At 39.0% G+C, this 21707-nt stretch carries 19 protein-coding genes; 8 read left to right on the forward strand and 11 right to left on the reverse strand.

Going from position 1 to position 21707, the window contains the following annotated elements; all coding sequences use genetic code 11:
- Positions 1–241 precede the first annotated feature (241 nt).
- The 6 genes from HDE70_RS24750 to HDE70_RS24775 are packed head-to-tail and all read right to left on the reverse strand — an operon-like array spanning position 242 to position 4746.
- The gene (locus HDE70_RS24750; RefSeq protein ID WP_183868481.1) at positions 242–1177 is read right to left on the reverse strand and encodes a bifunctional riboflavin kinase/FAD synthetase; all 936 of its coding nucleotides are present in this window, start codon (positions 1175–1177) and stop codon (positions 242–244) included.
- 11 nt (positions 1178–1188) lie between these two features.
- Positions 1189–2052: a YitT family protein gene (locus tag HDE70_RS24755; protein WP_183868482.1), complete on the reverse strand. Its 864-nt coding sequence runs from the start codon at positions 2050–2052 to the stop codon at positions 1189–1191.
- Between the two features lie 8 nt (positions 2053–2060).
- The gene (gene truB / locus HDE70_RS24760) at positions 2061–2810 is read right to left on the reverse strand and encodes a tRNA pseudouridine(55) synthase TruB (protein WP_409339010.1); all 750 of its coding nucleotides are present in this window, start codon (positions 2808–2810) and stop codon (positions 2061–2063) included.
- A gap of 24 nt (positions 2811–2834) precedes the next feature.
- Positions 2835–3629 (reverse strand): undecaprenyl-diphosphate phosphatase, encoded by a 795-nt coding sequence (locus tag HDE70_RS24765; RefSeq protein WP_183868484.1) that lies wholly within the window; start codon positions 3627–3629, stop codon positions 2835–2837.
- 7 nt (positions 3630–3636) lie between these two features.
- Positions 3637–3861: a DUF3098 domain-containing protein gene (locus HDE70_RS24770; RefSeq protein ID WP_183868485.1), complete on the reverse strand. Its 225-nt coding sequence runs from the start codon at positions 3859–3861 to the stop codon at positions 3637–3639.
- A gap of 6 nt (positions 3862–3867) precedes the next feature.
- Positions 3868–4746, reverse strand: a complete 879-nt coding sequence (locus HDE70_RS24775; protein WP_183868486.1) for a cell division protein FtsX — start codon at positions 4744–4746, stop codon at positions 3868–3870.
- Between the two features lie 186 nt (positions 4747–4932).
- On the opposite strand from HDE70_RS24775, the gene leuS reads away from it, so the two are divergent.
- Both leuS and HDE70_RS24785 read left to right on the forward strand, forming a co-directional pair.
- Complete coding sequence (leuS, locus tag HDE70_RS24780) at positions 4933–7728, forward strand: leucine--tRNA ligase (protein WP_183892148.1); 2796 nt, start codon at positions 4933–4935, stop codon at positions 7726–7728.
- 213 nt (positions 7729–7941) lie between these two features.
- Positions 7942–10374, forward strand: a complete 2433-nt coding sequence (locus HDE70_RS24785; protein WP_183892149.1) for an outer membrane beta-barrel family protein — start codon at positions 7942–7944, stop codon at positions 10372–10374.
- A 49-nt stretch (positions 10375–10423) separates the two neighbouring features.
- Here HDE70_RS24785 and HDE70_RS24790 read toward each other — a convergent pair whose 3' ends face one another.
- On the reverse strand, positions 10424–12055 hold the full coding sequence (locus tag HDE70_RS24790) for an ABC transporter substrate-binding protein (protein ID WP_183868489.1): 1632 nt from the start codon (positions 12053–12055) through the stop codon (positions 10424–10426).
- Positions 12056–12100: 45 nt separating this feature from the next.
- Here HDE70_RS24790 and HDE70_RS24795 point away from each other — a divergent pair, with 45 nt between their 5' ends.
- Positions 12101–12556: a hypothetical protein gene (locus HDE70_RS24795; RefSeq protein ID WP_183868490.1), complete on the forward strand. Its 456-nt coding sequence runs from the start codon at positions 12101–12103 to the stop codon at positions 12554–12556.
- Here the strand turns inward: HDE70_RS24795 and HDE70_RS24800 are convergent.
- Positions 12553–13074 carry an NADPH-dependent FMN reductase gene (locus tag HDE70_RS24800; RefSeq protein WP_183868491.1) on the reverse strand — a complete coding sequence of 174 codons (522 nt, stop codon included), beginning with the start codon at positions 13072–13074 and terminating at the stop codon, positions 12553–12555. The two genes, HDE70_RS24795 and HDE70_RS24800, sit on opposite strands and share 4 nt — an antisense overlap.
- A 179-nt stretch (positions 13075–13253) precedes the next feature.
- Between HDE70_RS24800 and HDE70_RS24805 the strand changes: the two genes are divergently transcribed.
- From HDE70_RS24805 to lepB, 5 genes are read left to right on the forward strand one after another with little or no spacing between them, the layout of a single operon-like run.
- Positions 13254–14057 carry a ParA family protein gene (locus tag HDE70_RS24805; RefSeq protein WP_068406272.1) on the forward strand — a complete coding sequence of 268 codons (804 nt, stop codon included), beginning with the start codon at positions 13254–13256 and terminating at the stop codon, positions 14055–14057.
- Positions 14058–14067: 10 nt separating this feature from the next.
- A complete protein-coding gene (locus tag HDE70_RS24810; protein ID WP_183868492.1) occupies positions 14068–14985 on the forward strand; it encodes a ParB/RepB/Spo0J family partition protein in 918 nt (305 codons plus the stop codon).
- On the forward strand, positions 14985–15602 hold the full coding sequence (locus HDE70_RS24815) for a DUF5683 domain-containing protein (protein WP_183868493.1): 618 nt from the start codon (positions 14985–14987) through the stop codon (positions 15600–15602). The genes HDE70_RS24810 and HDE70_RS24815 overlap by 1 nt, the downstream gene beginning before the upstream one ends.
- Positions 15603–15645: 43 nt before the next feature.
- Entirely contained in the window at positions 15646–16386 is a 741-nt protein-coding gene (gene dapB, locus HDE70_RS24820; protein ID WP_183892150.1) for a 4-hydroxy-tetrahydrodipicolinate reductase, read from the forward strand.
- A gap of 8 nt (positions 16387–16394) precedes the next feature.
- A complete protein-coding gene (gene lepB / locus HDE70_RS24825; RefSeq protein ID WP_183892151.1) occupies positions 16395–17588 on the forward strand; it encodes a signal peptidase I in 1194 nt (397 codons plus the stop codon).
- A gap of 59 nt (positions 17589–17647) precedes the next feature.
- Here lepB and HDE70_RS24830 read toward each other — a convergent pair whose 3' ends face one another.
- From HDE70_RS24830 to rimO, 3 genes are read right to left on the reverse strand one after another with little or no spacing between them, the layout of a single operon-like run.
- Positions 17648–18730 carry an Ldh family oxidoreductase gene (locus HDE70_RS24830; RefSeq protein WP_183892152.1) on the reverse strand — a complete coding sequence of 361 codons (1083 nt, stop codon included), beginning with the start codon at positions 18728–18730 and terminating at the stop codon, positions 17648–17650.
- Between the two features lie 9 nt (positions 18731–18739).
- Positions 18740–20326 carry a bacillithiol biosynthesis cysteine-adding enzyme BshC gene (bshC, locus tag HDE70_RS24835; protein WP_183868497.1) on the reverse strand — a complete coding sequence of 529 codons (1587 nt, stop codon included), beginning with the start codon at positions 20324–20326 and terminating at the stop codon, positions 18740–18742.
- Between the two features lie 46 nt (positions 20327–20372).
- Positions 20373–21707 carry a 30S ribosomal protein S12 methylthiotransferase RimO gene (gene rimO / locus HDE70_RS24840; RefSeq protein ID WP_183868498.1) on the reverse strand — a complete coding sequence of 445 codons (1335 nt, stop codon included), beginning with the start codon at positions 21705–21707 and terminating at the stop codon, positions 20373–20375.

The raw sequence follows: 21707 nt of genomic DNA on the forward strand, positions 1-21707 counted from the left end.
GTTCGATACGTCCTCGTGCTGCGTTTTATTGAACTGATGATGAAGGGAAATTGCCTTAATTTCTAAGGCTGATATACAGGTAGCCTGAATACGCCCAGGCTTTAAGGCAAAGCATGAATTTGTAATGAAAAAGATTGTGATAATCATTAAAAAACGCCTCATTATTGTAAATATACAAAAAAAGAGGCGTTTTCTTTAGTGAATTGACGTTTATTTTGAGTAAAGATGACACATATTTGAATTAGCCCTGCTGTGCAAAATAAGCCAGTGTATCTTCTTTATCTTTTTGTAGTTGTATTTTAAGCGCTTCCAGTCCGGTGAATTTTACATCGTGCCGCAGGAATTCCATGAAATTCATTTTAATGTACTGGCCATAGATCTCTTTGTTAAAATCAAAGATATTCACTTCTATATTCCTGGTCATTCCATTGATCGTGGGACGCTGACCTATATAAGCCATCCCTTTATAGGTCTCATTTTCCATTTCAACGGTTACGGCATAAATACCGTCGGATGGGATGATTTTATAGGGCTGTTCAATAAATATATTCGCAGTCGGGAAGCCAATGGTACGGCCTATTTTATCTCCTTTAATTACCGGGCCGTACAAAGAGAAATTATAACCCAGGTATTCTGCGGCTAAACCAACTTGTCCTTCGAGTAGTGATTTCCTGATTTTAGTGGAGCTCACAGCAACATCATTGATGTCCTGTTCTTTAATTTCTTCAATCTCATAACCGTATGGTTTTGAAAAAGCAACTAAGTCGAGCATGCCACCTGAACGGTCTTTTCCGAAACGATGGTCATAGCCAACAATCAGCTGTTTAATACCAATGGTGTCTACCAGGATATTCTTGATATACTCGGCAGGACTGAGGTTGGAGAAATCACGGGTAAATGGAGTGATGATCAGGTGATCAACTCCCAGGGCGGCTAATATCTCTGCCTTTTCTTCAATGGTATTGATCATCTTCAGATCCTGATTTTCAGGGTCAATAATCAACCGGGGATGAGGGAAAAAGGTTAAGATTACGCTTTCGCCACCGGTAGCTTTCGCCAGTTCGCATAGTCTTTTAATAATCTTCTGATGTCCGAAGTGAACGCCGTCAAAAGTACCTATGGTTGCAACCGCATTGTTCAACCTTTTGAATTCGGAAAGGTGGTTATATGTTTTCAAAATCTTTAGTATTAATGCAAGGCATGTCGTTTTACTACGCCACCCTTAAGGTCAGAAATTTGCTGCTGCACAATAAAAGCATCCGGATCCAGCTGGCGGATTTCATTTTGCAGTTTACCCATTTCAAGTTTTGTAACTACAGTATATAAAATATCAATTTCTTTCTTCTCCCCGTATCCGCCTTCACCTTTATAAATAGTCACGCCCCTTTTCATATCATTGATCAGGAACAGCTTGATATCTTCTTTTTTCTCAGAGATAATCGTTACTCCAATGTATTGTTCCAGCCCGTTAACTACAAAGTCTATGGTCTTGGAAGCTGATAAATAAGTTAAGATTGCATACATCGCTGTTTCTATATCCAGGAAAATTGCCGCAACCCCAAAAATGAGAATGTTAAGGATCAGGATAATATTTCCAACAGTCAGCATACTGTTTTTACTGATATACAAAGCGAGTACTTCTGTACCGTCAATGACACATCCGCCACGCATAGCCAGACCAATCCCCCCGCCTAAAAACAAACCACCAAAAAAAGCAATCAGTAATTTATCATGGGTAACGGGCTGAAAAGGCAGGATAATCAGAAAAATAGCAAGCGTAATAATGGCCAGCGCTGTTTTTATGGCGAATCCTTTACCGATCTGTGAATAACCCAGAATCACAAACGGGATATTGATCAGCAGTATCAGATAAGAGAGTTTAAATCCAGTCAGTGTGCTGATTAGTAGTGATATACCTGTTACTCCGCCGTCTATAAACTCACTAGGCATTAAAAAGCTTTTAAGACCGAAGCAGGCAGAAACAATGCCCAGCCCGATGAGGGTAAAATCTTTTAGATGACGCAGGTAAGTATTTTTGAGGTGATTGTGCATAGTAACTATTAAGTATTTGTACCGGCTTGTTCAGCTGCGGCAGCTTCTCTCTTATTTTTAAGGTATTCCACCAGGTCGGTTACTTCAAAAGCGTCTTCTAAGGAGAAATTCCCACTTCTGGTGCGGGTAAGTTTTGATAAATAGGCACCATTTTCAAGATGTTTTCCGAAATCTGAAACCAGTGATCTGATGTAAGTGCCCTTACTGCAAACAATTCTGAAGTCAACTTCAGGTAAAGCAATACGGGTAATCTCAAAGACTGGTACGGATACAAAACGAAGCCTTAATTCCTGTTCTTCACCTCTGCGGGCTTTAACATATAAACGTTCCCCGTTTACTTTGACTGCGGAATGGGCTGGTGGATATTGCTGAATGTCGCCGGTAAATGGCGCAGTAGCGGCATAAATTGCTTCTTCAGTTAAATTAGTGAGTGGATATTCCTGATCCACTACCGTCTCCATGTCAAAAGAGGGCGTTGTAGCCCCCAGGATCATAGTTCCGGTATATTCTTTGTCTTCTGCCTGAAAGGTGTCGATCTGTTTAGTCAGTTTTCCTGTACATAAAATCAATAAACCTGTAGCCAGCGGGTCTAATGTCCCTGCATGGCCAACTTTTAATTTCAGGGGTTTTAATGAATTCCTTATCTTCCCTACTACATCAAAACTCGTCCACTTATAGGGTTTATTGATGAGTAATAACTCTCCTTCGGCAAAATTGAAGGTTCTTTCCAGTAACTTTTGTGCGCTCAAAATGGTAATCTAAATTAAGCTGCAATTTACACATTAAATTATTTGCAGGTTATGCCCGCTATATATTAATACAATGATGATCAATCCAGCAATGATACGATACCATCCAAACACTTTAAATCCGTGTTTGTTCAGGTAACCGATAAAACTTTTAATAGCGAGTAAGGCTACAATAAATGCAATGATATTAGCAATCACAAGCAGTTGAATCTGATCATGGCTAATGGTATTCCCTTCTTTATAAAAATCGAATAACTTTTTTCCCGTTGCCGCAAACATCGTAGGGACAGCCAGAAAGAAAGAGAATTCAGCAGCTACTTTTCTGCTTAATTTCATAGACATACCACCAACAATACTTGCACCGGATCTTGATGTGCCCGGTATCATCGCCAGACATTGAAAGAAACCTATTTTTAAAGCGGTAAGATAGCTGATCTCTTCTTCTTCATGGATGGTTGGTTTATTAAACCATTTGTCTACGAAAAGAAGAATTATACCTCCGACTACTAAAGATATAGCTACTGTCATCGGACTTTCCAGCATCTGGTCAATCTTTTTACTCAGCAGTAATCCAAAAATAGCTGCGGGAATAAAAGCAACCAGCAACTTAATGTAGAATTCAATTGTTTTAAAGAAACGCTTGAAGTATAAGACAACTACCGAAAGGATTGCTCCAAGCTGAATGGCAATGGTAAATAGTTTAACGAATGGATCGGATGCAATTCCCATAAAGGAAGAGGCAAGGATCATATGGCCGGTAGAAGAAACTGGCAAAAACTCAGTCAGTCCCTCTATTACAGCGAGAATAATGGCATCTATAAGTGTCATGTAATGCTTACTTTTTCAGGATTGCGTAAATACCAAATCCAAATCCAAAAAGGACAACCATTGGCGCAAGAAGTGTTTTTCTTAAATCATAAATGTCCGTTGTTCCGATCATCAGCATAAAGCCAACTACAACAATAGCCATACTGATTAACAACAGCTGATAATTCTTTTTTGTAAAAACCATTTCATTTTTAGGGTCTTGCGTTGCAGGACTAGTTTTTTTCTCGATCATTTGTTATTATCTGTAAAGGTCGTAAATTTTTAAACGTAAATATTTGCTTACTGCAAAGGTTGTACTCAGCGCGGTCAGGAAAATCCCCATCCCTACTAAACCAAGCAGAACGATACCAAATTCGGTATAATTTCTTAGAATAATGATCTCCGGAATTTCTTTTTGTGCGTAATATAAAAGCCCAAGCAAGATCAGGATAGCAATAAACGAAGCGATTAAGCCATGCAGCATTGCCCAGAAAATGAAGGGTTTGCGAATAAAGTTTTTCGTCGCACCTACTAATTGCATGCTTTTGATCAGGAAACGCTGTGAATAAATTGCCAGTCTGATCGTATTATTGATTAAGGCAACAGAGATCACCAGTAATATAGCTGCAAATCCCAGTACAATTAAACCAATGGTATTGATGTTTTTATTCACCATATCAATGAGTGAACTCTGATAGATCACTTCTTTAACAACCGGGTTTTTACTGATGGTCGCTTTCAATGCGTCAATGCTTTTATTGTTTGCATAGTCAGCTTTCAGGTAAACATCTACAGTAGAAAGTAATGGGTTGTAACCCAGGAAATTCACGAAGTCTTCTCCTAAATCTTGTGTAAGATTTTTTGCAGCTACCTCTTTATTGACATATTCTGTCTGTTTAACGGCAGGGTTAGCATCAAGTTCCTTTCTGAACTGAATAACATCAGCTTCTTTTGCGCCTTCGTCAACTATGATATTTAATACAATATTCTCTTTTACATAGTTAGAAAGATTCTTTGCATGTACCAGTATTAGTCCCAATACGCCAAGCATCAACAAAACCAGGGTTATACTAAATATAGTAGAGATATAAATGGTTTTCGTCTTCTTAGAAGCATCACTAACTTCAAATTCTTCCATATTTTATGAGTTGGGTGTATTTTATGTTCTGCGAAAATAAAAAAATATATGCAAACTAGATGCCTTTTAAACGGGTAAAATATCTTGTTTGGTATGAATATCGTTTATATCACTAAAGTTCTTTTGATAAGGCTTCTAAAACCTCCTTAATTTCTTTATTTTCGCCGTATATAAAGGATTTTTGTAATGGATTACCAATTTAAAGAAATAGAACAGAAGTGGCAGGGGTTTTGGGCAGCACACCAAACGTTTAAAGCAGAGGCAACATCAGCCAAACCTAAATTTTATGTGCTTGATATGTTTCCATACCCATCGGGTGCGGGTTTACATGTTGGCCATCCACTGGGCTACATTGCCTCCGATATATTTTCAAGATACAAAAGATTAAAAGGTTACAATGTTTTACATCCGATGGGATATGATTCATTTGGATTACCTGCTGAACAATATGCAATACAAACAGGGCAGCACCCGGCGTTAACGACTGAAGCAAATATCAGCACTTACCGTCGTCAGCTGGACCAGATTGGTTTTTCTTTTGACTGGAGCCGCGAAGTACGTACCAGCGAACCTGAATATTATAAGTGGACGCAATGGGTATTTATGCAGCTGTTCAATTCCTGGTATAACCTGGAAACAGACCGTGCTGAAGATATCAATACTTTAATTGAAAAATTCAATACTTCGGGCAGTGCTGATGTAAAAGCAGCAAGTGATGAGGATGTGAAAAGTTTCATGCCAAGTGACTGGGCAAATATGACTGCGGAAGAAAAACAGGAAGAGCTCTTGAAATACCGTTTAACATTTTTGAAAGAAAGTACAGTAAACTGGTGCGCAGCATTAGGAACGGTACTGGCTAATGATGAGGTGAAAGATGGTTTTTCTGAACGTGGCGGCCATCCTGTGGAACAGAAAAAAATGATGCAATGGAGCATGCGTATTTCTGCTTATGCAGAGCGTTTGTTACAAGGCTTAAATACAATTGACTGGCCGGAACCGGTTAAAGAAATGCAGCGCAACTGGATTGGTAAGAGTGTAGGGGCGAGTGTCCGCTTCAAAATCGAAACTGATGCAGCTATTAATACAGATTACATTGAAGTGTTTACTACACGCGTGGATACTATTTTTGGTGTTTCGTATGTGGTATTAGCTCCGGAACATGAACTGGTAGCTGCATTGACTACGCCAGCACAGGTAAATGATATTAAGAATTATATAGAGCAGACTAAAAAGAAATCTGAGTTAGACCGTATGGCGGATACTAAAACAGTTTCTGGTGCTTTTACGGGTACTTACGTGGTGAACCCGGTGAGTGGTGAGCGTATCCAGTTATGGATCGCTGATTATGTGCTTGCTGGTTATGGAACTGGTGCTGTAATGGGCGTGCCGAGTGGTGATCAGCGTGACTGGTTATTTGCAAAGCATTTTAATTTGCCTGTTGTTCAGATTCTTGATGCGCAAACAGCTATTGATGTACAGGCTGACAGTACTAAAGAAGGTAAATACATCAATTCTGGCTTCATTAATGGAATGACTTATACAGAAGCGGTCACTACTTTGAATAAGTGGCTGGAAGATCAGGGGGTAGGAAAAGCGAAAGTAAATTTCCGTATGCGTGATGCGATATTCGGCCGTCAGCGTTATTGGGGAGAGCCTATTCCGGTATACTTTAAAAATGGTCTGCCTTATTTGATCAAGGAAGAGGAGTTACCTTTATTGTTACCTGAGGTTGATAAATATTTGCCAACAGAAACTGGTGAACCGCCTCTGGGCAGAGCTGAAAACTGGACTTACGAAAATCAGTATCATTATGAGTTGAGTACAATGCCAGGATGGGCGGGTTCGAGCTGGTACTGGTACCGTTATATGGATTCCAATAATGCAACTGAATTTGCTGGTAAAGAAGCTATTGAATACTGGAAAGATGTAGATTTATATATTGGTGGTGCTGAACATGCAACTGGTCACTTGCTTTATAGCCGTTTCTGGAATAAGTTCCTGAAAGATATGGGTTATGTCAAAGAAGAAGAGCCTTTCAAAAAACTGATTAATCAGGGAATGATCCAGGGCAGGACGAATTTTGTTTACCGGGTAGCTGATGAATCGGGCAAAGGCACTAATACTTTGGTTTCTCATGGTTTGAAAAACAATTATAAAACTTCGGCATTACGTGTTGATGTAAATATTGTAGAGAATGAGATCCTGGATATTGAAAAATTTAAGTTGTTCAGACCTGAATTTGCTGATGCAGAATTTATTCTGGAGAATGGTAAATATATCTGTGGGGTAGAGGTAGAAAAAATGTCTAAATCTTATTTCAATGTCGTGAATCCTGATGTACTGATTGCCAGTTATGGTGCAGATACTTTAAGGATGTACGAAATGTTCCTTGGGCCGCTTGAACAAAGTAAACCGTGGAACACGAACGGGATTGAGGGGGTATTCAAATTCCTTCGTAAATTCTGGCGTTTATTCCACAATGATCAATGGGAATTTACTTTATCGGATGCTGAGCCCACAAAGGCTGAATTAAAGGCATTGCATAAAATTATTAAAAAGGTACAGGATGATATTGAGCGCTTTTCTTTCAATACTTCAGTATCCAGCTTTATGATCGCGGTTAATGAATTGACGGATCTTAAATGTAATAAACGCAGTATTTTGCAAGAGCTGGTTGTTGTGCTTTCTCCATATGCACCACATATTACGGAAGAATTATGGTCATTGTTAGGAAATGAGGGTAGTTTATCTTATGCTGCTTATCCGGAATTTAATCCGGCACATTTAGTAGAAGATGAATTCAGTTATCCGGTTTCTGTAAACGGAAAAACCAGGTTAAACTTAAATCTGAGTTTGGCGCTTGAGGCTAAAGAGATTGAGGAAATTGTACTGGCTGATGAGCAGGTTCAGAAATACCTTGAAGGTAAAACACCTAAAAAAGTGATTATCGTTAAGGGCCGTATTGTAAATATTGTGATTTAATTCAATCGCATAAATAATATACCGAATGGTTATTAAGGTGTCAAATCCTTAATAACCATTTTTATTTAAAGGCATTTCCAATAATTACCGGTAAATTTCTGCTGTTTACCGGCTATAATTACCGGATCAGCAAAAAGAATTTTAAATAGCCCGTAACAAAGTTAAATTTGCGGCGACTAAACAACACACACAGAATCACACTATTACTAAACTATGAAAAAACTACTACTACTATTTGTCTTTCTGGGACTGATACAGCAGGCTAACGCCCAATTCACACTAGGTGGCGGAACACAAAAAGTTACTATAACCGGAAGGATAAGTGCTGTTATTATTGACTCTGCTACTAAACAGCCCGTTGATTATGCAACCGTATCTCTGATTAGGGTTAAAGATAATAAATCGGTTAATGGCGGTGTAACTGATGCAAAAGGTAAGGTTGTACTACAAAATGTATCCCCTGATCAGTATAAATTATTGATTGGCTTTATGGGCTATAAGGGTAAAACCATGTTAGTGAAAACCAGTCCTGAGAAACCTGATCTGAACCTTGGGAATGTTTTACTGACCGGCACAGAAAGTAATTTAAAAGAGGTTGCTATTGTTGGTAAAACGCCAATGATCGAAACCAAAATTGATAAATTGGTTTATAATGCGGAACAGGATGTAACTACAGCGGGAGGTAACGCCGGTGATGTGATGCGTAAAGTGCCAATGGTAACGGTTGATATTGACGGAAACCCTTCTTTACGCGGAAGTTCTGCGGTTAGGGTATTGATTAACGGAAAGCCTTCGGGAACGATGTCAAACAGTGTTGCTGATGCTTTAAAGATGATTCCTGCGGAAGAGATTAAAAGCGTGGAAGTAATTACAAGTCCTTCGGCAAAATATGATGCAGAGGGTGCGGGTGGAATTATTAATATCATCACTAAAAAGAAAACTGCTCAGGGTGTAAATGGTAATGCTTCGTTATCAGTTGGTACACGCCAGAATAATGGTAATTTTAGTTTAAATGCTAAAAAGGGACGTTTAGGAATCAGTTCTAGCTTTGGGGGACAGTATGCGATTCCTCAGGATACGAGAATTGTTTTAGAAAATGATGTCTACAGCCAGCGGTCACATGTTTTTCAGGAAGGGTTCAGTAAGGCAAAAAGATATGCTTATAATGGAAGTATAGGTCTGGATTATGATATTAATGCCTATAACAGTCTTTCTACGAATATCAAATACAATGATTTTTCGAATGGTGCGAAAGGAAATTCAAATGTGACCAGCAGTATCATGGACACTATATTGAGGACAATTAATTATGTGCGTTCTTCTGATAGCAAGAGTAGTTTAAATAACATAGACTGGAGTGCTGACTACAGAAAAACGACCAAAAAAGAAGGAGAAGAGTTTACAGTTTCCGGTCAGGCAAGTTTTGGCAGGAATACAACCCAATTTAATACACGCCTGATTAATCCGGACGGGTCAGCATTGGCCCCTGATGTAAATGGTGATAATACGGGTAAAAATAATGAGTATACTTTACAAACGGATTATGTATATCCTTTTAGTAAAACGATGTCATTGGAAACAGGTGTTAAAGGGATTCTAAGAGATATAAAAAGCAAGTATCAGAGTAGCGAACAGGATTTTGATTATAAACAAAATGTTGTTGCAGCTTATGGCGTTTTAAGCTTTAAACTTGCTAAATTGTTTGATGTAAAGGGTGGTTTAAGAGCAGAGTATACTGACATCAGCGGGGTTTCTGGTTCTTCACTGAATTTTAATAATAATTATACTAATTTATTTCCAAGTATAATTGTCTCCAAAACACTGAAGGGAAATTCTACCTTAAAACTGAGCTATAATGCAAGGATGCAAAGACCAAGTTTGTCTTATCTGAATCCTTTCTTAAACAGGAATGACCCGGAGAATCAGCAGCAGGGTAACCCGAATTTAAATCCTGAAATAAGTGATATTGTGGAGCTTGGTTATTCGACCTTTATCAAAGGATCTGTAATTAATGCCTCTATATTTTACCGTACTACGAGCGATGTAATTGAGAGTTTGTATTTTCCTGAACAAAAGCTGACTACTTATGCCAACGTCGGTAAAAATAAATCTTTTGGTGGTAATGTGTTCGCTACTTATAATCCATTACCTAAATGGACTTTAATGGGGAATTTTAGCTTGAATACTTATGATTTAAGAAATTCACAGACGAATCAGAGTACGGGTGTATTTGTAAATTATTCGGTGTTTGCCAGATCTGCAATCTCTTTTAAAGGTGGATGGAATACGGAGATTTTCGGTGTATATAATGCATCAAGAAGAACTTTCCAGGGTACTTCAGGGCCAATGGCATTTTATGGTGGCGCGTTCAAGAAAGAGATCATGAAAAAGAAAGCAACAGTTGGTATCAATGTGTTGAATGTCTTTTCAAGAGATCTGCATATTCATAATGAGAATACAGGAGCTGATTTCCGCCAGAATATGAATATTTATTATCCTTTAAGGTCTTTTGGGGTTAACTTTAGTTATAAGTTTGGTAAGGTTACTTTTTCTGCTCCAAAGAAGAAAAAAGGGATTTCCAATGACGATTTAAAACAGGATGAAGGTGCCGGAGGACTAGGTGGGGGCGCAGCGCCAAAACAATAAGATCATCTGAACAACAGGGTTAAATTTTCAGGTAACTGAAGATTTAACCCTATTTCTTTTTAACCCGTTTCAGAATCATTACACTTAATGGATTGATCGGGTAACCGCTAATGTTATTTTGCAGCATGGTCACTGACTGATCATATAAAATAGGTACAATAGAGGCATTTTCTATAACCATGTTGTCCATTTTCTGATATAAAACGTAACGTTTTTTTGCATCATTCTCGTAATAGCTCTGCTCAAATAAACGGTCAAATTCTTTATTGAAATATCCGGTATAGTTTGGCCCATAAGGCACACGGTTTTTAGAATAGAAAACGGAAAGGTAATTTTCTGCATCCGGGTAATCAGCAATCCAGGAACCCCTGAAAAAATTAACTTCATTTTTAGACATCAGTTCTCTTAAGCTGGAGCTTGGTGTAACGTCAACTTTTACTTTCATGCCCAGTGAATTTAATTCACCCTGTATAAATTCGATGAGATCTTTGTAGGTTGTAGAAGTACTCAATGTGAGTTCTGGCATTCCTTTTCCATGTGGAAAGCCTGCTTCGGCCAGTAGCTGTGCTGCTTTTACAGGATCGTAATGATAGCCTTTTACCTTGATGCTGTCAAAGCCGGGCATTCCTTTAGGTACAAAGCCAGAGGTGGCAGGAGTGCCTGTGCTATTGCGCAGATATTTGATCAGTTTTGCTTTATCTATGCCGTAATTAATCGCCTGCCGTACTTTCTTAAATCTTAAAGGAGAATTTCTGACAATGGATTTTGAGGTGTCTACCAATATACCCACATATTCAGTACAGAGATAAGCTCCTTTGATTAACTGGAACTTTCCTTTGTATTTACTGGTCATATGGCCACTCTTGGTTAAAATATCATCGCGGTAACTTCCATCTACACTGTAAAAGAAATCGAGATCTTTTTTGATAAAAGACATGAACGCACTTTGTTTGTCTGTGATGAAAGAAACTTTAACAGCGTCCAGGTAGGGGAGTCTTTTACCATGTTCTTTCTCCCAGTAATTTTCGTTTTTCAGCAGCACCAGGATTTCTTCTTCTTTCCAGTATTTAAAACGAAAAGGCCCTGTGCCTATCGGATGGCTTCTGAAGTCCTTTCCATAATAATCTGCTACTTCATGCGGTACAACTACACAGTATTGTGTAGTCAGGAGATTCAGGAATGCTGGAAATGGTTTGGTTAAGTGAATAATTAAAGTAGTGTCATTGAGTGCCTGGAAGCTGTTTTTGTCCTTTACTTTATCACTAAAGATCCAGCCTCCTGAAGAAGCTACTTTTGGATCTGATAAGCGGTTAAAACTATAGGCAAAATCTGCTGCAACGACTTTTCTTCCTTTTCCGCTGGTGAAAAGAGGGTCGTCATGAAAGTAGACATCATTGCGCAGATGAAAAGTATATTGAAGGCCGTCGGGTGCGACTTCCCATGATCTGGCAATTGCCGGAATTGTATTCAGGGCACTATCTGCCTGAACAAGCCCGTTAAAAAGCTGGTTCATCATCCATATTGCAGGCTGATTACGGGCAAAAGCAGGGTCTAATGAAGTCAGGCTCTGGTCAAAATTCAGGTTAAATACTTTTTTTTCACTGTCCTGAGTCCCGGAATGGCAGCCAAAGAGCGTTATGAGACATAAAGTGTAAAATATATTTTTTATAATTCGGGGCATCAGATCAGGAATATTACTTTTGCACAAAGTAATAAATTAATCGATATGTCTTTTTTAAATGCACTTATAAATAATGTTGGGGATGAAACGCTGCGCGAAGATTTGCAGGAGCGGGTGGATATTATTCTGCATAAGATTAAATTTATGGACAAAGTGCCCGTCACCTGCCTGGATACAAATAACACTCCTAATCACGTATTGAACGTGCTCCTGGAAGCTGTTGGTGGCGAAGTGCTTGAAATTGTTCAGCAAGCGAAAGTACTGATCTATCATCAAACCAATACAGGTATTGGACAGCTGATGGGCCTTGTACCTGCTCTTTTAGAAAAGGAATGGCCGGCAGTTGCTTATAACAGAGTTTACCTGATGGAAGACACTTCTGCCTTTTTAAGTGATCCGGTATCCTTTGTAGAGGCTATGGAAGACATGGCAGAAATGCTTTATCCTGGCTATTTTATTTTTGGTAATGAAGGCAAAAACTGGACATCCTTCGCTGTTTAATAAGCAATAAGCTTGTCTATCTGCTGCCCTGTAAATTTTAAAGTATCTTCCTTATAGAAATTACCCTGTTCATCCAATTCAGTTTTGATAGCCGGAATATGTAAACGTAAAGGGAGAACATTCAGGTGCAGGTAACTGCATACGCCACCAAAATGATCAATTCCTCTGATGTTCCCATATTTGCCTGAGGAGATACCAACCAGGCATGCTTTTTTATCGTAAAAGCTGTCCGGGAAGTCACAGGCATCTATTAATGTTTTCAGAACACCGGGAAAACTGCCATTATATTCAGGAATGATGAATACAAATTTTTCGGTTGCCGTAATTTGTTCTTGTATCTTTTTAAATTCCGGAGATCTTTTTCCGTATAAATCGGAAACGATTAATTGTGCCGGAAGGTCTGTCAGGCTCAGTATATCAGCCTCCTGTCCTTTTTTAGCAAGTGTGTCTCTATAATATTTTGCGACTTTCAGCGTATTGCTATCGGGTCTGTTTGTGCCTGAAATGATCGTAATCATGTAAAAATTGTTAATAAGATGTTTAAAACACGCTATTGTTTAACGCTAATATTGTCATTTAGTTTGTATCTTAGCTAATTGTTAAAAAGCCCCTAAATGTAGGTAAAAATAGCGTTTTATACCTAAAGGATCTAATTCACAAATTCTCAGGAAATAATTGGTAATTATTAAAAAGATAAATGAGTAAAATTATTGCATTGGCCAATCAGAAAGGTGGAGTAGGTAAAACGACTTCATCTATAAATTTAGCCGCCAGCCTGGCCGTATTAGAGTACAAAACTTTATTAGTAGACGCAGATCCTCAGGCCAATTCAACTTCAGGAATTGGGTTTGATCCAAGAAGCATCAAGAATAGTATTTATGAGTGCATCATCAATGATGTAGAACCATCAGAAGCTATTCAAAAGACGGAAACTCCTAATCTTGATTTATTACCAGCACATATCGACCTGGTTGGAGCAGAAATTGAGATGATCAATCTGACCAACAGGGAATATAAAATGAAAGCCGTCCTGGAGAAAATTAAAGACCAGTATGATTTTATCATTATTGACTGTTCCCCTTCACTGGGTTTGATCACAATCAATGCTTTAACCGCTGCGGATTCTGTTATTATACCTGTTCAATGTGAATATTTTGCATTAGAAGGACTTGGCAAACTGTTGAACACCATAAAAATTGTACAAAACAGGTTAAACCCTGAACTGGAAATTGAAGGTATTCTTTTAACCATGTACGATGTACGTTTACGTTTATCAAACCAGGTTGTTGAAGAAGTAAGAACACATTTCCAGGAACTGGTATTTGATACGATTATACAAAGAAATACCCGTTTAAGTGAGGCACCAAGTTATGGGATTTCGGTCATCATGCATGATGCAAATTGTAAGGGAGCAATAAATTATCTGAACCTTGCCCGTGAGATTGTCCGTAAAAACGGATTGGTCAAAGAAAATCAGGGTTTGACTTCTGCAACTATTTAAATATAACTTAATGACATCGTTTCAGCGAAAAACAGGTTTAGGTAGAGGATTAAGTGCTCTTTTAGATGATTCAGATTCGGCTCATCCGCAAAAGAATGCAATTAACCCGGTCAGTGAAACTGAACAGAAAACGCAGTCAGGTAATATTGGTCATATCAAGATCAGTGATATCGCGACCAATCCTTATCAACCGCGTTCTGAGTTTGATCAGGTTGCATTAAATGAACTGGCTGATTCCATCAGAGTGCAGGGATTAATCCAGCCGATTACTGTCAGAAAAGCTGCGGGCGGAAATTATCAGTTAATCTCGGGTGAAAGACGTTTAAGAGCGTCCAAATTAGCCGGGTTGACGGAGATTCCTGCCTATGTCCGTGAGGCTAATGATCAGCAGATGCTGGAAATGGCCCTGATCGAAAATATTCAGCGTGAAAATTTAAATGCGATTGAAGTTGCACTTAGTTTTCAGCGCATGCTGGAAGAATGTAATCTTAAACAGGAACAACTGGGAGAGCGTGTAGGTAAAAACCGGTCAACGGTTACCAACTATCTGCGTTTACTTAAATTGCCTCCTGCTATACAGATCTCGATCCGTGATCAGAAAATCTCTATGGGGCATGCACGTGCGCTGATTAGTGTAGAAGAAACCGATAAGCAGTTGTTTATCCATCAGGAAATTATTGATAAAGGGCTTTCTGTGCGTAAGGTGGAAGAGTTAGTCAGAAGTATCAATAGTCTTCAGCTGAAACCAAAAAGTGTAAGACAGCCGCTGGGTGTGTCTTTCGAATATCAGAAATTACAAAAAGACCTGGCTTCAAGATTTGCGACTAAAGTGAAACTTAAGGTTGGTGAAAATGGTAAGGGGGCAATAGAAATTCCATTTGTCTCTGATGATGACCTGAGCAGAATATTAGAATTATTAGATTGGTAATGCCAAAAAACCTACTGTTATCGGTTTTGTTTTGCTGCACTGTATTTGCAGTTAGCGGACAGGAAAAATTTAGTGTAAAAGGTGATAGTCTTAAACGTACTCCGGTGAAAGCGGATACGGGTTATGTAAACCTTGGCCGTATTGCTGGCAGAAAGGCAGCAATCAGATCTGCGCTGATTCCTGGCTGGGGACAGTATGGGAATGGATTAACTGTCTATCGCGGGATAAAAATAGCTGCAATTTACACGGGAGGTACTTTGCTGGCCATGTCTTTTATCCAGAATAATAATAAATATCATGAATACCTGACTGAACTTCAGAACAGGGCCAAGAATGGCAATCTGCCCACACAGGGAAGCCCGCTGGCTGGTGTGAGTACTGCGGGGCTATTAACCGCAAAGGATGTATTCCGTAGAAATAAGGAAGTTGTTATTTTCTCTTTTGTAGGTTTATATGTGGTGAATATCGTGGAAGCTTATGTTGATGCAAGGCTTTCCTATTTTGATATCGGGGATAACCTGGCTATCAAAATTTCGCCTGCCATGATTGGTACACAGTCGATGATGTACGGATACAATGCTTTTAATCCGGGCCTGAAAGTCGCCTTTAGATTTTAATTTCAATATGATTCACCAAAAATCTTTTCTAAAATATAAATAAATGAACATAGCTTTAATCGGTTACGGTAAAATGGGTCAGATCATTGAACGTTTTGCTATAGAAAGAGGGCATGAAGTTGTCCTGAAAATTGGCATAGATAACCTGGCCGACCTGACTGTTTCTAACTTAAGAAAAGCAGATGTAGCCATCGATTTCAGTACACCTGATGCTGCTATAAATAATATATATACTTGTTTTGATGCAAATGTACCTATCGTTGTAGGTACAACTGGCTGGTACGGGCAGTTACAGGAAATAAAAGATGAATGTCTGCGCCGTAACAATACCTTGTTATATGGGTCTAATTTCAGTATTGGTGTGAATCTGTTTTTTCATATTAATGAAGTGCTTGCCAAAGTGATGAACAATTACCCGGTATATGAGGTGCAGGTTGAAGAAATTCACCACACGCAGAAACTGGATTCACCGAGTGGTACGGCGATGACGCTTGCAGAAGGTATTATCGAAAATATGGACCGTAAATCTGAATGGGTGAATGAACTGGATGGTAATCCGGCTATTGATGTACTGAAGCAGGAACAAGTATTGATCGCTTCACAAAGAATTGAAAATATACCAGGTACACACACTGTGATTTATAGTTCAGAGGTAGATGAAATAGAATTGAAACATACTGCGCATAGCCGTGCTGGATTTGCATTGGGTGCAGTAGTTGCAGCTGAATGGCTGCAAAATAAACAGGGATTCTATAATATATCTGATATATTTAATTTAAAATAACAAAACATATGAATTGGAAGTTCTGGCAAAAGAATAATACTGAGCCGAAAAAGAAAAAAACCAAAAGCAGAGAATGGTTTGATGCCGTTGTTTTCGCTGTAATTGCCGCAACTGTTATCCGTGTATTTTTTATTGAAGCTTATACTATTCCTACGGGGTCCATGGAGAAGTCGCTGTTAATCGGCGATTTTTTATTTGTGAGTAAAGTGAATTACGGAGCAAGGATACCTATGACTCCGGTTGCTTTCCCTTTTGCACACCATACAATGCCTGTAACTGGTACGAAAGCTTATTATGACGGTATACAATGGAAATACCGCAGATTACCCGGAATGCAGGATATCAAAAGAAACGATGTGGTCGTTTTTAACTTCCCTGATGGTGATACTGTAGCCCTGGAAGCTCAGGACAGAGATTATTATGATATGGTCCGTGCAGTTGGTAAACAGGCTATTCAAAGTCAGTATACGATTGTCAGCAGACCGGTAGATAAAAGAGAGAATTATATCAAACGTTGTATTGGTATCAGCGGTGATATATTAAGCATGTCCAACGGATTGGTGACGATCAATGGAAAGGCTGAACCGATGAAAAATACAGGACAAATTGATTATATGGTTAAATTTAAAACCAGTGATGTCAATTTCCAGGTATTTGAAGAAATGGGTTTTGTAATTGACAGGGACATCAGTGCTTTATCTCAGGATACCTATAATTTTGTAGGTACACCAGTAATGATGGACAAGGTGAAGAAACTTGATTTCGTTGCTTCTGTAAATACCCATACTGCTGCACCGGGAGCTGTTGAAGCGAATGTGTTTCCACAGGACCCAAACAGAAAATGGAATGCTGATAACTGGGGCCCTGTTCAAGTTCCTAAAAAGGGATGGACTGTAAAACTGGACAGCGTATCTATGCCTTTATATCAGCGGGCTATTTCTACTTACGAAGGTAATAAGGTAGAAAAAGTTGCTGGTGGATGGTTAATTAATGGTGTAAAAGCTGATAGTTATACTTTTAAAATGGATTACTTCTGGATGATGGGTGATAACAGGCATAATTCACTGGATTCAAGATATTGGGGATTTGTACCAGAAGATCATATTGTAGGAAAAGCTCTATTCATCTGGATGAGTTACGATACTAATGGTTCTTTCTTTAGCAAAATCAGATGGGGCCGTTTGTTTAACGGTATTCATTAAGCCAGGAGTTTATAAACAAATAAAAAAGGTTGCGATGTCAGATACATCGCAACCTTTTTTTATAACCGGCTAAGCTGTAGCTTATCGGCGAGTTCGTTGAGATCATTTACAACTGGTTCTACCAAAGGGATCCCGGATAATTTACGTTCCTGTTCAAATGCATATTCAGGCTCTCCCGGAATAATTACCCGCTTGGCAGGATCAATTGTTTCTGCACTTTGAAAGCGTTCTATCCAGTTATCCAGGTGATCCTTGAAATCTTGTGCAGGGCGAAATCCATCTATACGCATCGCACCGAAGAAATGACCCAAGCCTTCCCCTACAGGATTTGCTGATGGTTCCAAAAAAGCCACAAAAGGAGGGACCCACGGGCCATAATTAGCACCTGAAAGTACCGCAGTCAAAATATCAACTGTTGCACTTAAACCATAGCCTTTATGACTGCCATGATCTTTATCACTTCCCAATGGCAATAAAGAACCGCCATTTTTCAGTGCATTCGGATCAGTAGTGCCCTGACCATTTTTATCCTGTGCCCAGCCACCTGGAATTGGCTGGTTCGCACGCTGCGCAATTTCCAGTTTTCCATTGGCTGCTGCTGCGGTAGCCATATCAACAACTACAGGAGGATATTTACCTGCTGGGAACGCATAACACATAGGGTTAGTTCCTAATAACCTTTCATTCGCATAAGTAGGAGCAACCAGTGGGCTTGCATTAGTCATACTGATACCAATCATATCTTTTTCTACAGCCAGCAAAGCATGATAGCCGGCAATACCGAAATGATTGGAGTTTTTTACTGCGACCCATCCACTGCCATAGATTGCAGCTTTTTCCATAGCCACTTTCATTGCAAAAGGAGCCACTACCAGGCCAAGGCCGGCATCACCATCTACGGTCGCTGTGGTTGGGGTTTCATGTACAACCCTGATATTTGGTGTCGCATTAATTCTTTCTTTCTCCCATAAGCGGATATAACCGCTTAACCGGGCTACACCATGAGAATCTATTCCTCTGAGGTCAGAACGTAACAATACATCTGTGGCAAGATCTGCATCTGTAGCAGAGCAGCCCATTTTCAAAAAGACGCTTTTGGTGAAATTCCGTAAACGTGTTTCAGTAAAAGTATGAAAGGTCATTTGAATGAGTTAAGCGTATAGGACCGTAAATTTATAATCAAGCGGTTTGAATGCAGACAATAGATTCTCAATAAAATCGTCGCCATAAAGTACATACATCGGTGCAATATTCAGCACACGTTCCTGCAATACGCCTGATGGAAACAGTTTATTCTTCAAGGTGTCTATTTGCTGCAAAGAGGTCGTATGCTTACGCTTTTCAGCTCTTAAAAGTTTTTTCTCCAGGTTAGTGACCAGTTTCAAAGCTTTTGTTTTAGCCGCTTCCGCAGACATAGAAAGTGTTTTGTCGATTTTATAAGAGTTTAATTTGATCTGATCAAAAACAGCTCTTATTGCACGTTGTTCATCATCCAGACAAAGGGAATCTCCTACATGTACTTTAATCCACTGATTTTTCAATTGCTCATCACTATTGAATAAGGTGATCGGGCTGATATCCAGGATTTGCATTTTACGGGCACTTCTATCGTCGATCACCAAAGCCGAATTTCTTAGAATCAGGATAGGATAAGGGACTTTATAAAAGTCAAAATTAGCTTTTAGCTGTAACCAGTAGGTCACTTCAGCTCCACCACCAATATAAGCAAGGTTCGGCAGGATCAGTTCCTGGTAAACAGGGCGCATGACCACATTAGGACTAAAACGCTCCGGATGATGAGCTATTTCGTGTTTTAACTTCTCTTTGGTAAAACTAATTTCAGTATTCAGTACTTTATATTCACCATTTTCTTCTACAATACGTTCACGGAGCTGATTATCCATATAAAAGAAATTGATCTCCCGTGGATTTACCTGGGGTTTATAACCCTTTGCTTCCAGCGCTTCACTACTTGTATTAATTTGCGCGAAACTGTTCTGTTCAACAATATCCTGGTATACAATTGATGAAAACTGTGCTTTCAATGCTGCATCATCAGCATCCACACATACTAAACCTTTTTTACCAAATAAAGTGTCAACCAGTTCGCGTGTGGCATCAGCAAGAGTTTTATTGGAGGTATAAGCCTTTTCAACGATTTGTGAGAATTCAGTACCATTTTCACTGATCCCCAAATATCCTTTATAACCAACAAGTGCGTCTGTAATATCCGAAGTACTTAATCTGCCGGTCGCACCAGCAGCATTTTTCTTCCAGGTCAGCATTTTATCCTCGACTTTCACATGATTGATTTCTTCAAAATCATGGTCCTCTGTAGCCATCCAGTAGACAGGTACAAAGTTATAGTCAGGAAAACGTTGTTTGAGATCTGCTGCCAGTTTAATTGCAGTTACAATCTTATAGATGAAATAAAGGGGGCCTGTAAATATATTCAGCTGATGACCTGTCGTTATGGTAAACGTACGGTCATCAGCTAATAAGTTGATATTTTCAAGGACTAAAGCAGAGGGCTGCAAATGCTGATACTGCTTGTGCAGGCTGTTTACTAATAAGCTGCGGTCACCAGAATATTTCCGGTCTCCGATTGCTTTTTTAAAACCCTCTAAAGTAGGGGAGTACTTATAAAAAGACTCCAGATTATCCTTTCCATCTATGTAATCCAATACAATGGATGAAAAAGCGTGTGTTTGCTGATAAGAGATGTACTTGGCCTGCATTGCTACGAAATTAAGTTAATAAACCATAATTCAGCAAAACGCAATATTATTTTACAATCTGTCCATATAGATCAAAATCTTCAGCGCGGTCAATAGCTACGTTTACGAAACTACCATTTGCAGCATAACCTGTACTGGCATCGATTAAAACCTCATTATCAACCTCTGGAGAGTCAAATTCGGTACGTCCGATAAAGAAATCACCCTCTTTACGATCTACCAGAACTTTGTAAGTCTGACCTACCTTATCCTGGTTGATTTCATAAGAAATTCCTTGTTGTAATTCCATGATCGCATCAACACGCTCTTGTTTTACCTCATCAGGTACATCATCCACTAAATTATGTGCATGTGTTTTTTCCTCGTGAGAATAAGTGAAGCAACCCAGTCTGTCGAAACGGGTATCTTCTACCCAGCGTAACATTTCTTCAAAGTCCTGTTCAGTCTCACCAGGGTAACCACAAATCAGTGTGGTACGCATCGCAATTCCAGGAACTTTATCTCTGATCTGGTTAACGATGTCGATAGTCTTTTGTTTCGTGATTCCACGACGCATTGACTTCAGCATATTATCTGTGATGTGCTGTAAAGGCATATCCAGATATTTACAGATGTTTTCTCTTTCGTTCATTGCGTCCAGAATTTCCATTGGGAATCCTGAAGGGTAAGCATATTGTAACCTGATCCATTCGATACCATTGATATCAGAAAGACGTCTTAATAATTCGTCCAGATTACGTTTACCATAAATGTCCAAACCGTAATACGTTAAATCCTGAGCAATCAGGATCAGCTCTTTAGTTCCGTTAGCAGCTAATATTTTTGCTTCTTTAACTAAAGCTTCCATTTCTGTAGATACATGTTTACCACGCATCAGAGGAATGGCGCAGAAAGAGCAGGGGCGGTTACAGCCTTCTGCAATTTTGAAATAAGCAAAATGTGAAGGCGTGGTCAATAAACGTTCTCCAATCAATTCATGCTTATAATTTGCACCTAATGAATGTAATATGTTTTGTAAATCGTTTGTACCAAAAAAGGCATCAACGTTTTTAATTTCCGATTCCAGTTCAGGCTTATAACGTTCCGAAAGACATCCCGTTACAATTACTTTGCTGATTTTACCTTCTTCTTTTAACTGACTGTATTGAAGAATAGTGTCAATAGACTCCTGTTTTGCATTGTCAATGAAACCGCAGGTATTGATAACAATGATATCATCCTTATTGATTTCATTAGCTTCGTGAACCACATTTAAGCTATTCCCTCTTAATTGTCCCATCAAAACCTCAGAATCGTAAATGTTTTTGGAACAACCCAATGTAATTACGTTGATTTTTGGTTTTTTAACAGGGATAATTTTAGAAGTCGTTTTCGTATTCAT

It is taken from the genome of Pedobacter cryoconitis, from assembly GCF_014200595.1.
Taxonomy (GTDB): domain Bacteria; phylum Bacteroidota; class Bacteroidia; order Sphingobacteriales; family Sphingobacteriaceae; genus Pedobacter; species Pedobacter cryoconitis_C.